At 34.5% G+C, this 13,963-nt stretch carries 11 protein-coding genes and 1 pseudogene; 3 read left to right on the top strand and 9 right to left on the bottom strand.

The features are described 5' to 3' along the window. Positions 1 to 130: 130 nt before the first annotated feature. Entirely contained in the window at positions 131 to 2,362 is a 2,232-nt protein-coding gene (locus tag H6F32_RS04550; protein WP_190368155.1) for a polysaccharide biosynthesis tyrosine autokinase, read from the top strand. 153 nt (positions 2,363 to 2,515) lie between these two features. Here H6F32_RS04550 and hemE read toward each other — a convergent pair whose 3' ends face one another. Continuing rightward, the gene (gene hemE / locus H6F32_RS04545; RefSeq protein WP_190368154.1) at positions 2,516 to 3,568 is read right to left on the bottom strand and encodes a uroporphyrinogen decarboxylase; all 1,053 of its coding nucleotides are present in this window, start codon (positions 3,566 to 3,568) and stop codon (positions 2,516 to 2,518) included. Between the two features lie 367 nt (positions 3,569 to 3,935). Between hemE and H6F32_RS21165 the strand changes: the two genes are divergently transcribed. Beyond that, positions 3,936 to 5,201: a 6-carboxytetrahydropterin synthase gene (locus H6F32_RS21165; protein WP_190368153.1), complete on the top strand. Its 1,266-nt coding sequence runs from the start codon at positions 3,936 to 3,938 to the stop codon at positions 5,199 to 5,201. A gap of 188 nt (positions 5,202 to 5,389) precedes the next feature. Here the strand turns inward: H6F32_RS21165 and H6F32_RS04535 are convergent, their stop codons facing one another. From H6F32_RS04535 to H6F32_RS04500, 8 genes and pseudogenes are all read right to left on the bottom strand, one after another. Then, positions 5,390 to 5,545: a hypothetical protein gene (locus H6F32_RS04535; RefSeq protein WP_190368152.1), complete on the bottom strand. Its 156-nt coding sequence runs from the start codon at positions 5,543 to 5,545 to the stop codon at positions 5,390 to 5,392. A 90-nt stretch (positions 5,546 to 5,635) separates the two neighbouring features. Further along, positions 5,636 to 6,886, bottom strand: a complete 1,251-nt coding sequence (locus H6F32_RS04530; RefSeq protein WP_242031054.1) for an ABC transporter substrate-binding protein — start codon at positions 6,884 to 6,886, stop codon at positions 5,636 to 5,638. Between the two features lie 182 nt (positions 6,887 to 7,068). Further along, a complete protein-coding gene (locus tag H6F32_RS04525; protein WP_190368150.1) occupies positions 7,069 to 7,761 on the bottom strand; it encodes a glycosyltransferase family 2 protein in 693 nt (230 codons plus the stop codon). 178 nt (positions 7,762 to 7,939) lie between these two features. Beyond that, complete coding sequence (locus H6F32_RS04520; RefSeq protein ID WP_190368149.1) at positions 7,940 to 8,740, bottom strand: FkbM family methyltransferase; 801 nt, start codon at positions 8,738 to 8,740, stop codon at positions 7,940 to 7,942. A gap of 72 nt (positions 8,741 to 8,812) precedes the next feature. Beyond that, positions 8,813 to 9,709, bottom strand: a complete 897-nt coding sequence (locus tag H6F32_RS04515; protein WP_190368148.1) for an LD-carboxypeptidase — start codon at positions 9,707 to 9,709, stop codon at positions 8,813 to 8,815. A gap of 234 nt (positions 9,710 to 9,943) precedes the next feature. Further along, positions 9,944 to 10,057 (bottom strand): annotated as a pseudogene (locus H6F32_RS04510) (transposase); the annotation flags it as partial. A 70-nt stretch (positions 10,058 to 10,127) separates the two neighbouring features. Continuing rightward, a complete protein-coding gene (locus H6F32_RS04505; protein ID WP_190368147.1) occupies positions 10,128 to 11,234 on the bottom strand; it encodes a DMT family transporter in 1,107 nt (368 codons plus the stop codon). 234 nt (positions 11,235 to 11,468) lie between these two features. Then, positions 11,469 to 12,107: a peroxiredoxin gene (locus H6F32_RS04500; protein ID WP_190368146.1), complete on the bottom strand. Its 639-nt coding sequence runs from the start codon at positions 12,105 to 12,107 to the stop codon at positions 11,469 to 11,471. Between the two features lie 593 nt (positions 12,108 to 12,700). Here H6F32_RS04500 and H6F32_RS04495 point away from each other — a divergent pair. Then, positions 12,701 to 13,894 carry an energy transducer TonB gene (locus H6F32_RS04495; protein WP_190368145.1) on the top strand — a complete coding sequence of 398 codons (1,194 nt, stop codon included), beginning with the start codon at positions 12,701 to 12,703 and terminating at the stop codon, positions 13,892 to 13,894. The last annotated feature ends 69 nt before the right edge of the window (positions 13,895 to 13,963 follow it).

Here is a 13,963-nt window from a genome sequence, read left to right as displayed (position 1 = left end):
TGTAAAATATACCAAAAATATACTAAATTGATATTGAGATATAAATAAGTCATTAATTTGCTATAATCACGCCAGGACTTGTTTAATAAATGCAAATCAAATATTGATGTAAGGGAAATTAACGAAATTTATGAACAACCATCATACAACCTCAAATTTTCCAGAAAACGGACTATTAGCAACAAGAAATCGTGAATTAGCACCTTCTATCTTATCATCGTTGATTACCCAGGAAGATGATAAATCTTTAAAAGACTATTTAGGTATTTTACAACGGCACGCTTTAACCATTACTGGAGTTATTATACTAGGGATGACAGGTGTAACATACTCAGCAATGAATCAAGAACCAATATATCAAGAAAGTTTTCAAGTATTAGTTGAGCCTATTGATAGTGATGCTACAGATCAATTAACTTTAACAGAATCTCAGTTGATTAAGCGCCAAGGTCTGGATTATGAAAGTCAGATTCAAGTATTGAAAAGTCGGGAGACTTTAGAAAAAACTATACAAGAATTGCAGAAAATTTATCCAGATATTACATATATTTACTTGGTGCAAAATTTAACTATTCGTCGTGTTGGAGAAACTAAGATACTAGAAGTTGCCTATAAAAGCAATGATCCTAAAAAGATTAAAACTGTCTTAGATGTTCTATCAAAAAATTTCTTAAAGTATAGTTTAGATCAACGTCAAACTAAGTTAAGACAAGCAATGAAGTTCGTAGATGAGCAATTTCCTAAGATTGAAAATCGTGTGGAAAAATTACAAAAAGAACTACAAATATTTCGACAAAGATATAATTTTATTGATCCAGAAAATCAATCATCAGCTATTTCTTCACAAATACAACTTCTGAGTCAGCAACGTTTAACCCTTAATCAACAAATAGTTGCTGCTAGAAATAATTATCTGAGTTTACAACAGCCACAAGAACAATTATTAATTCTCAATAATTCTCCAAATTATCAGCAATTAATTGCCCAACAGCGTCAATTAGAAGTGCAAATATCTGGAGAATTAGCGAGATTTTCGCCTAACAACCCAGTTATTGTCACTTTACAGGAAAAAAAGAGTAACCTCGCACCACTAATCCAACAAGAGACAAGACGAGTATTAACTCTCAAATTAGCAGAAGCAGAAAGTAACTTAAAAAAGGTAGAAGTAGATAATCAGTTATTAATGCAAACAGAACGACAATTACAGCAAAAATTAACTCAATTACCAGTTTTAACTAGACAATATGCAACTATTGTATTAAATTTACAATTAGCGAATGAAAGTTTGACTCGATTTTTAGCTAATAAGGAAAGATTACAAATAGAAGTAGCACAAACAGAACTTCCCTGGTCCTTAATTAAAGCAGCAGAACAACCACGGTTCCCTATAAGTCCAAATATTCCTCGGCAGATGTTGTTAGGAATGGTAGCCTGTTCTTTGTTAGGTGTGGGTACTGGTTTATTGATGGAAAAAATAGATACTATTTATCATAGTGTTGATCAAGTTAAGGAAAAAATTAGATTTCCTATACTGGGAATTCTCCCCTTTGATAAGTCTATGTTAGTTAAAGATAAAAGTGCAAATCCTGATAACGAATCATTAGATGATCAGGTAGAGAATAAACTTGAATTACGTAATATTTTAGGACTTAATAATTCCCGTTCTTCCAAAAGAAGTTATTATTATTATCAAAAAGGGGGATTTTCCGAGGCTCTCCAAATTTTATATTCCAATATTCAACTACTAAATTCCGATCAACCGATTAATTCTTTAGTTATTTCTTCATCTCTACCAGGAGATGGTAAAAGTACGGTATCTTTCAATTTGGCAAAGACAGTTGCATCTATGGGAAAAAAGGTATTGCTGGTAGATACTGATTTACGTCTTTCTTCTGTTCATAAATTAGCAGGATTAAAAAACTTGTGGGGATTAAGTAATTTAATTGCTACTAATATACCTTGTGAACAAATCATTCAAGAATTACCAGATTTTTCCAATCTATCTGTGCTTACAGCAGGTTCTTTACCTCCCGACCCTGCTAGATTATTATCTTCAGATAAGATGAAGCAGTTAATGGATTATTTTCATGATAATTTTGATTTGGTAATTTATGACGCGCCTCCAATGTTAAGTTTAGTGGATGCTAGATTGATTGCACCACATACTAATGGTGTAATGTTGGTTGTTAGAATGAATAAAACTGATAAATCGTCTATGCTTGAACTACAGGAGAGTTTAAAAGTTTCTCCTATTAATATTTTAGGAATGGTGGTTAATGCAGATAAAAATCGTGCCAGAAATTACAATTATTATTACAATTACTATAACCAACCTTACCCTAATCAACAGGTATCCAGCTAGAGGATGTTTGAAAAGTTTTGAATGTATAAATAAACTGCTTAAACTTCTTTTCCTGTGGAGGAGCATTTCATGTAAGATTTTTTAACAACCTGTTTATAAAATGCTATAAGTTTACCAATACAATACTAGGGTAGGCCTGGCCTACCCTAGAAACTAAGGCAAATATGTGATTTGCTTTGCTGTTTCAAAAAAGAACCTCACATTGTCCTCTGGTGTTTCTGGTAATACACCATGTCCCAAGTTGAGGATATGTCCCCAATTACCTGCTTTGCGTACAGTATCAATAACGCGATCGCGGATAAAATCCTGAGAACCAAATAATACACCAGGGTCAAGATTACCCTGAACTTTGATATTCTCACCTAATCTAGTTCTAGCATCAGCCATATCCACTGTCCAGTCTACCGTAATAATATCAGCACCAGAAGTAGCCATTCTTTCTAAAAGTCCTGCACTACCAGTGACTAATAAAATTAAAGGTGTATTAGGATGGGTTTGTTTTACCAGATCAAACACCATTTTTTGATAAGGTACGGCAAAGGTATCATAATCTTGAGGGCTTAACTGTCCTGCCCAAGAGTCAAACATTTGTACCACTTGTGCGCCACAATCAATTTGATAGCGTACATATACTGCAATAGATTCAGCAAACTTTTTCAGCAGTTGATGAAGGATACTGGGATCAGAAAAGGCCATATTTTTAATCACAGAATAGGTTTTAGAACCTTTACCTTCCACAGCGTAAGCTGCTAATGTCCAAGGTGCGCCCACAAAACCTAAAACAGTTGATTGATTACCCACTTCTTCTCTTAATGATGTTAAGATAGGTTTAATAAAAGGTAAAGCCGTATCTGGTTCTAAAAGATGTAGTTGATCAACTTGTTGCTGAGTGCGGATGGGATTAAAAATAATTGGACCCTTACCTTCCGCAATATCCATGTCAATTCCCATACCAGGTAAAGGAGTGACAATATCGGAAAACAAAATCACACCATCGGGTTGAAAAGCTCGCCAGGGTTGGAGAGAGACTGCGATCGCTACATCAGGAATTTCCGAGCGTTCCCGAAAAGAAGGATACTTCTCCCGTAAGTCTCGATACGCTTTCATATAGCGTCCCGCTTGTCGCATCATCCATACAGGGGGACGATCTACTTGTTCACCACGCGCAGCGCGAAGCAGGAGAGGATCATTGGAGGAAACACCCATTTAATAGTTCATCCTAAAATCAGTTAATTTCACTGTTTAGCTTATCATCACTAGATTACTGTTGATCCGCATAGTTGGTTAGGTTTTAAAGTTGCTTTACATTAGTTTACAAAAATTAATGATTAGTAAGGGAGGGAATAGGGAGCAGGGAGAAAATTAAAATTGTTTATTCTGACTCCTTGTACGGGTTTATCAGTGCTAAACCCCTACTGACTCATCGATCTCCTGACATTTTACCCATCCAAAATTAATCACAAAATTAATCAATAGTTACTGTAAAAAAATAACTAACCACTAAGTAACAAATTAGTTTACACTGTAAATAACAAAAGATTAAGAAATATTACATTCTATTTGCGGTGTACCTATGCAGTGTATAATCAATCGCCGGGCGCAGTTTTTAGCTAGTCATCATTATTCCTTACCAGAACTCTCTGAAGCTGAAAATAGAGCCAAATTCGGACTTTCTTCTAAATTTCCCGGACAAGGCCATAATTATACCCTTTTTATTTCCCTTGCGGGTGAGTTAGACGAATATGGGATGGTGTTAAATTTGTCCGATGTTAAACAAGTTATTAAGCGAGAAGTGACAAATCCATTAGACTTTTCTTATCTTAATGATGTGTGGCCAGAATTTCAAGAAACTTTATCTACTAATGAAAACATTGCTAGGGTAATTTGGCAACGTTTAAAACCTCATTTAGCTGTAGTTGGTGTGCGTTTATATGAACAGCCACTACTTTACGCGGACTATACAGGTAATGGTAATGAAGCTAGTTTAAGTATTTCTACTCATTTTAGTGCGGCTCATCGTTTAGCTCCTAATCTTAGTCCTGAGCAATATGGTAAATGTACTCGCACTCATGGACATAATTACCATTTAGAAGTGACTGTAGCAGGAGAAATGGATAAACGCACAGGAATGATTATTGATTTAACTTCTTTACAGGAAGTAGTAGAAAATAATGTAGTGCAACTGTTTGATCATTCTTGCATAAATGATGACATTCCTTATTTTACAAACATTGTTCCTACCACTGAAAATATCGCTTTTTACATGAGTAATTTACTGGCATCTCCTATTAATAAATTAGGGGCAAAATTAACTCAAATTAGACTTTATGAAAGTTCCCAATTATGGGTAGATTATGTAGGTAATGAAAAAGAGATTTTCTTGACTGTAAAAAGCGAATTTAGTTCTGCCCACAGATTAGCTCATAATAATTTGAGTTTAGAAAAAAATCGAGAAGTTTATGGTAAATGTTCTCGCATTAATGGCCATGGGCATAATTATCAATTAGAAGTAACTGTCAAAGGTAAAATTGATGATTTTACTGGTATGGCGGTGGATTTAATAGGTTTAAATAAGTTGATTACAGATTATGTAATTGAACCTTGTGATCATGGCTTTTTAAATATAGATGTTCCCTATTTTACGGAAGTTGTACCCACGGCCGAAAATATCGCTTTTTATATTAGCAATATTTTGCGATCGCCGATTCAAGAATTGGGAGCAACACTACATAAAATTAAACTTGTAGAAAGTCCTAATAACTCCTGTGAAATTTACCCATCATCAGCATCTAATTCATTTGCAGCTATTAACTTTACACCTGTTTTAGCTACTGTTTAAAACAATATGTAGGTTGGGTTTTGTGCTTTAACTCAACCTACAATTACTAACTAAAAAAATGGATATTCTATAGCTTAATTGAAGATGAATATCTGAACATGATTAAGTCTTGGCTTGATGAAAAAAATGATTTACTACTTTCAGAATTATGCCTTCGCTTTAGGGAAAGCACAGGAATTGCAGCAGTTTTAAAGTAAATAAGCCACAGTGGTTGAACCAGTTGAAGGCATCATCTTATGTAATATAATTAACTTAACTGCGATCGTCATCGCTTCATTGAGGGATTCTAAATTTTCTGGCTTAAATACATGAAAATCGCTGTAATGAGGCTTGAATACCCACATTTTTAGAGTATGCTAATTTGCAGTTTTGGTGTTTTAAATAGCTTATAGTTGCTTATAGTTGCTTATAGTTAAAAACTATAAAAACTATATTTAAAAATTCCGATCTGGCCAAATTAACTCCAAACGTTTTTGTGCTGCTTGTAAAGCCACTTCAGCCGAAGATTTACCTAATAAAGTTTCTTCAATAGCCCTACCTAAATTATCAGAAATGCGACTATAACCAGCTAAAATAGGACGAGAACCAGCCACTGATATCTGATCTAAAAATACTTTTAACCAAGGTTTTGATTTGACGTATTCTTGATATTCTTGACTTTGAGCAGATTTGATATTTACAGGTAAAAAACCCGTACCTATAGCCCATTCAGTTTGGAACTGTTCACTTAACACAAACTCAAAAAACTTCAATGCTGCTTTTTCTTTTTCTGGTGTTGTTTTCATCAAAAATAAATTACCAGTACCTGTAGTTGTTGCTCTATTAATATTTGCAGGAATTGGAAACACATCATATTTAACTGGAGATGTTGTAATATAAGTCCAAGGTCCGGTAATTTGCATAGCAATACGACCACTAATAAAAGCATCTTCTTCATAACCTCTTTCAGGAGGTGAAAGAGTTGCTGTACCATCTTTGATTAAATTTTCCCAGAATTTTAAAGCAGTAATAGCACCAGAATTAGTTAAATTAGGATAATTATCATCTAGTATGTCACCTCCTGCACCTAATAAGAAAGGAAACCAACAAAATACAGTCCATTCCTGCTTACCTAGAGGTAATAATATTCCATATTGTTCTGGTCTTTTATCACCATTTTTATCTATAGTTAACTTTTTAGCAACTGCTCTTAATTCATCCCAAGTTTTTGGTGTTTCTGTAACTCCTGCGGCTTGAAAAAGATCGGGACGATAAAAAATACCCAGGTTAGCCGTACTATAAGGAATAGACCAAAGATGACCATCCAATTTGAGTTCTGGTAATAGAGTAGATATAACATCTGATCTTATTGGTAGTTGATTAAACCAATCATCTAAGGGTTTAATAGCTTCTAGTTGTACAAACTGACCTGTAAGTTGAGGATAAAATATCAACATATCTGGAGCAGAATTACCCACAACTGCTGTCAATATTTTTGCCAAAGGATTATTTGCACCAGAAAAGATAGATTTAACTTGAATATCAGGATGACTTTGATTGAATTTGTCTACTAATTTGTTAAAAACATCTCGATTTTTAGGTGGGTTGATTCCTTGCCAAAGATTTAGGTAAACTACTTGATTATTTTGATAGTCTTTGTTAGTTTGTATTTGGCAACCAGATATACAAAACAAACCGATAACCATAATTATAGCTAATAGCGATCGCTGCCAATTATCACCTATAGTATTACAAATATAATCCTTACAAATAGTCCAATAAATACTAATTTTTCTCAGTTGATTAATTTTCTTCATTTTTATGGTTTATATACTTGTTTAGTATGTAATTTTCACAAATAGTCTAAAACTTAGTCAAAGCTATATATTCACATAATTTTACGAGCTATAGCTTTAATTTCATCCAGAGGGGAGGAAATTTGCTCAAAAACTTTTTTAGTTATGCTATTTTCTGATCTAGTATAGATATAAGTTTCTGGTTGTTTCAGATGATAAGTATTAAAGATTTTTTCAGCTCTTTTCCAAAATTCTGCATCTTCTCCATAAGCAACATTATTAAATCCACTTAATTCAAAAAATACCTGCCTTTTACCAAAAAAAGTACCTCCTAAAACACATTCTTTCACACTAATTAATTTATGAGGTTGAAAATAATCAACTACAAAAAATTCTTGCATTTCACATCCTCCTTCAATTAAATCAATTTCTGAATTACCCTGCATAAATTCTAATCTTGATTTCAGATGATGTGGTTTATAAGTATCGTCACTATCAATAAATGTGATATAATTCCCAAAAGATGCTTGAATACCTGCATTCCTGGCATAAGCGGCTTTACGATTTTGATGTTTAATATAACGAATATTCCGGTATTCCTGGAGATAGGAATTAACTACTTCTGTGGTGTTATCTTCACTACCATCATCAACTATAACCAATTCCCAATTCTCAAAGGTTTGCTCAATAACGCTATTAATACAATTCCTTAAATAATCTGAGCGGTTATATGTGGCAAGAATGACAGAAATTTCTGGTTTTGTGTCAAATTGGATACTCGGCATTGTTTTCAGGAAGATCAATGATACTGGAATAAAAATACCATGTTTTCAGAAAAGTTTGCTGAACAAGTTTTCAATTTTGCTTGTTCAGAACTTAGACAAAAAATAACGAAGGTATTAGTAATTCATAAATTACCACTAGAAAATAATTAGGAAATCGGGCTAGAAGCCTAATCTACTTTTACAAACTGGCATGAGTATCATACCATGGCTCTTTAAGATTCAGTCCTTCTATGAGCATCTTACCCCAAGGATATTTATAAATAATTCCCTCAATACCCAATATTTTATAAAACGAAAAAATGCGTTTGTAGATATTTATGGCTGCTGTTTTTGACAACCATTTACCTGGTGTTTCTTCTCCAAATGAACCGCTACAACCATATTGAAATTCATGCTCGACGTATTTTCCTTCTTTTGCTGGATAGGGACAAGTTTGTTGAGATATTTTTGCTTGGTTAATAACTTTAAATTTCTCATAACCTAGTTCTTCAAATATCTGAAATTTTTCTAGTAAATCATTCCAAGAAAGTTTTGGGGATTCTATAGATATGAATTTTGGTCTATTATCAAATTCTCTCAATGCCTTTATACACAATATATCTGCACCTTCAATATCAATTTTTAAATAGTAAGGAATGCCAAATTCTTGTAGAATATTTTCAAATCTAGTTCCTTTAACTGTGATAGCTACTGATTTAGTACCAAGAATTTCGCTACGACGAACAAAGTCTGGGGAGGTTGTTCCCCAAATACTTTTTTCTAAGTTAGAATAGAAGGTAATTTCACCATCTTGGGGAGCTATGGCAATATTGAGAAGTTGTAGTTGACCATTGGTGATGTATGATTGGAGTTTGTTTTTTGTTAGTTCATAAATTTCTGGGTTTGCTTCTATCCCCACCACTCTAAAGCCTTTCTTTAAATAATATTCTGTGTCTTCTCCTGTGTGCACACCAACATCTATGATTAAGTTTTCATCCATGATTTTTGTATTTTTACAGACTGAATATGTATCACTGTCATTATTGCATAAGTTGGATTTTAATGATAGTTTTCAAATATAGTTAATAATTTCTAATACTCCTTGATCTCCATCTAATGTTGCTGATACTCCCACTGGTAACGCTGCATTAGGATTATCATGGCCAAAGGGTAAGTGAGATACTATAGGTATATTTAGATCCGCTAAACGCTCTCTTAATACTTCCTCTACTGTAAAACTGGGTATATTTGCTGGTGCTTCACATTTGGTAAACCCCCCTAATGCTATTCCCGCAACTTTCGACAACACCCCACTTAAACGCCATTGTGTCAACATTCTATCTATCCGATAAGGTGCTTCTGTTACGTCTTCTAATGCCAATATTACTCCATCTAGGTTAGGTAAAATTGCTGTTCCTAATAAATGGGTAGCAACGGTTAAATTACCTGGTAGTAATACTCCTGTAACTTTTCCTCCTCCCCATCCTTGTCCCTGTAATGGTGCTAGAACACCACCTGATAATAGGTTATACAGCCTTTCTATGGACCATTGTGCCTCGTTGGCTAGGGTAGTGAGTACGGGACCATGTACGCTCACTATACCGACGTTGTATAGCCGCCAGAGTAGGGCTGTGATGTCAGAAAAACCTATTACCCATTTAGGATCTTGGGTATTTTCTGGCCAGTGACAATTTTCTAAAATGCGGGTACTACCAAATCCCCCTCTGGTGCAGATAATACCACGACATTGGGGATCATGCCATGCTTCTAATAATTGCTGTTGACGATGTTGATCTGTTCCCGCAAGATAGCCGTGTTGGGCTTCTATGTTATCACTAATTTGGATTTTATAACCTAGCGATCGCCAAATTTGCAAACTTTCATTAAAAGCTGTAAACTCTCTTAATGCACCACTGGGAGCAATGACACGCAATAAATCACCTGGTTTGATATATGGTGGTATAATCATTTGTTAGCTAGGAAATAGCTCTTTCTTCTGATGGTCTATTTTCTGAATAATGATTTTTAGGTAAAGCATTAATCTGTTTTAAGGCTTATTTGCCGTAACTTGTACTTCTGGATCCTCATCTGATAGAGATAAATACAAGGTTTGGCTCACCTTTTCTATCATATCATGAATACGTGATAAATCCCGTATGGCATTTTGTCTGACCGAAAATAATGGGATACAAGCCCCGTCCTTCTAGGACGGCTTTTCTTGATTTTTGATATACTCCTTTAATATCTCTAGCTGCGCACCTCCTACAGAGATAGCAAAATAACTGGGACTCCATAATGCTTCTTTATGGGGTTTTTTATAGCCGCCCATACCTACGACTAGATCTTAATCTCCAGCTAAAAATTTAATTTAGTAATCGGGTGTTGATTTAGGGTTTTATATTTGACTGAGATTGTGCCATGTTCACAGTAATTTTACTGATTTGATTAGTGGATGTATTTTGTAAAAGGGTTGGTTTTCCTAATACATTTTCTGGAACACTTTGATCATTAATTGTAGCTTGATTATTCTTTCTGAGCAGATTTTCCCGTTGGTTGATCAAATAAATACTAATTAGGGTGATAATAACTCCTAACCATTGGATGTTAGTGAGGACTTCTGTTAAGAAAATATGACCAAATATTAAGGCAAAAATGGGAGTGAGGAAAGTGAGGGAACTCAGACTTGTGAGATTACCACTTTGAGCAAAGTAGAAAAATAAACCGTAAGCGATCGCGCTACCGAATATAGTAGCATAACTGAGAGCTAACCAATTTGATGGTAGGATATTTTGCCATTGTTGAGTTTCCCATACATAAGACATGAGCCACAATGGTAAACCGGCTATGATACAATGCCATCCTGTGGCTACTACTGGATCAGCGTAACGACATACAAACCTAATCATTACTGTACCTACAGCCATTGATAAAGCTGCTAGTAACATTAACCATTCTCCACCTGTAAATATATCTGTTAATAATTGTTCCCATCCCTTAGTAGTCAATAATGTTTCTGAGTTAGAAAAATTAACAATATTCACAATTATTTCGTCTGGTATTCCGATTAAGCTAATACCTATAACGCCTAATGCTAATCCTATCCATCCCCATAAACCAATATGCTCTTGAAATAACCACCAAGAAAGTAAGGCTACTGCTAAAGGTTGGGAGTCTATCATCACCGAACCTAAACCAGCACTGGTTCTGACTAAACCTTCCGCTAAGAAACCTTGGAATAATGTACCATCAACTATAGCGAATAGAGTAATCCATAACCATGCTAATAATCCTTGAGGTTGTTTTCTACCCATAAATGCGGCAGCAATTAAAATTAATATTCCTGCGGGTACTAATCTCACTCCTGCCATAAATAATGGTGTAGTGTGAGGTATAACACCTTTCATGGCTACCATTGCTGTACCCCAAAGGAAAAAGGGAGCAATGAGTAGTAATGATGTAATGGTAGATCTAGATGTTTTAAATTCTAATTGCATGGGTAAATGATAATGTTTTTTAAACTGAACTAATGTAAAGTAGTTTATAAACTATTGACATACTCACCGACCTCAAGGTGCGGTGATTCTTGACGCTGACATAAAAAACCGGAAAACCCCACACTATGATTTATTTTATGTGTGGCATATAACAAAATTGATAATTGATAATAACTTAACTAGATCCCCCACTTTTTTAACAAGTCGGGGATCTGATTAATCTGTTACTTGTTGTTACTTGTTAGGTTGAGGTGTCATGCGTAAATAAGGTTTAATGACTTGATAACCCTTGGGGAATTTTTCTTTGAGGACTTCAGGATCTTGTAAAGATGGTACAATGACACAATCTTGTCCATCTTGCCAGTCTGCGGGAGTAGCAACACTATAGTTATCAGTTAACTGCAAAGAGTCAATTACGCGCAAAATTTCGTCAAAATTACGTCCTGTACTGGGAGGATAAGTAAAACTCAAACGTAACTTTTTGTTAGGATCAATAACGAATACTGAGCGCACAGTAACAGTAGCTGCCGCGTTAGGATGTATCATGTCATAAAGTTCAGAAACTTTACGGTCTGGATCGGCTAAAATGGGATAGTTAAGAGTGGTATTTTGGGTTTCTTCAATATCACCTACCCAACCATTATGAGATTGTACATCATCAACACTGAGAGCGATCGCCTTAACATTACGTTTGTCAAATTCTGGTTTTAATTTGGCCACTGTACCCAATTCAGTAGTGCAAACCGGTGTAAAATCAGCAGGATGAGAAAATAATACTACCCAGCTATCACCTGCCCATGCGTAAAAGTCAATTTCACCATGGGTAGAGGCTTGTGTAAAATTTGGTACAGTATCCCCAAGACGAAGAGCCATTTGATATTCCCTGTATTTAGAACAACATCATTATTGTGCCATTATGACACAAAAAACATATTATCCTATAGATTGGGATAATTTGCTCATAAAATTGTAAGTTTTATTTGAGCTTGCTGTTTATATAAAGAAACCCACATTACCTGTGTTAGTTTTTTTAACTGTACTTTAGTTAATTTTCTACAATTGTTAAGTAGTGCTTGGCAAATAAACAGATATTTTCAGGTAAATGAACCACAGTTTTTATTTCGCGCAAAGGTGCATTAGCAAAGTAAAGTAGGAAGTAGGTTAGAGGCAAAGGTGCCAATAAATAGTGCCAATAAATATCTGGTGGTAATTCAATATCCGCCTGCCTGTCGGCAGACAGGTGAATTGAATCCCTTTTAGGGACAATTCATGAATTGTCCCTACATTGATGTTGACTCCTATGTGTAATGGATATCAGAATGAATGTGTGGTGTAAATAGTTGAAAAATGGGATAACTAATTCTACTGGAAATGAAGTTTGACATACTGTCTTTTGACGGAAATAACTACTTATGTCATTATAGTTATATTTAGTCAAATTAGTTATTATTCCAGAGAAAACACTCATGACTTTTGCTAACATAAAACAACGAGAAAAAGAAACTGAAGCTCAGAAATATTTTATTGTATACAGTATCCTATTTTCTGTATTATTACATATTGGTCTATTAGCTTTAAATATTAGTAAACTGTGGTTGAAAGATCCTCAAGTGAAATATCAACCAATTGATGTGCAAATTATGGAAATACCAGCACAGAAATTAGTACAAACTATAGAAAATAATCAAAACAAAATCAAAGATAAATCTAGTATTGGTGGTAATAATCAGGGAGGAGGTCAACTTAATCTTAAATCATCATTTGTTGTTCCTCAAATTTCTACAGTTGCTGAACCACAAGCATCAAAAATTACTGATCAAACTAAAATAGTCTCTAATAAAATACAAATAAAAAATATTCATGATGATAAGATTTATCAACCTAATTTAGTTAGAAAACCGAAAATTTATCATCAATTTAAAACAGTTGCTGAAAAAACACCAACTATCAAAAATAATCATAATAATGATAATATTTATAAACCCAGTTCAATTCCTCAAGAAATCCAAGACAATTTAGTGCAAAATTCTCAGAAACTAATAGATGAAATACCAAAAAATGAACCGAATTTAATACGTGATATCAATCCGAAATATCCGGAATCACTTGATAGCACAATTCAACCTAGTGTCACTTCCTCAACTGTAGTTACAACTCCTACTAGTTCACCAGAACTAACACAAAGTTTACCTACATCTGTGGACAAAATTGGCGATAAAACTTTGAGTAACCCCTTAAATAAAAATTCTGGGAATGGGGTTGGGAATGGGGTTGGGAATGGGGTTGGGAGTGGGGTTGGGAATGGGGTTGGGAATGGCGTTGGGAATGGCGTTGGCGACGAAAAAGGAGATAACTCTACAATAAATACAACCCCAAAACCTGAACCAGTAATCAACTCACGATTAGATCGTACAGATTGCCTCATATGTGATATTAAGTATCCAGATATAGCCAGACGCAGAGGTATAGAAGGTAAAACAGAAGTAGCTATAGATATTGATAAAAATGGGAATGTTACTAATGTACAATTAATTAAATCTAGTGGCGATCGCTCTCTCGATCAAGCCGCCCAAACCTCCGCCCTCAACTGGAAACTAAAATCTAGTGGTGTAGAGAGGCAGGGTATTAGAGCATTAATTAACTTTACAATGGCAAGATAAAATATAAACATCAAAAACTGTTTGCTATATATGTATTAAAAACTTTTATATCCACCTAAATTCTTTGAG

This window comes from Anabaena sp. FACHB-1237 (assembly GCF_014696225.1).
Taxonomy (GTDB): domain Bacteria; phylum Cyanobacteriota; class Cyanobacteriia; order Cyanobacteriales; family Nostocaceae; genus FACHB-1237.
This window is presented reverse-complemented; position numbering and strand designations above follow the sequence as displayed.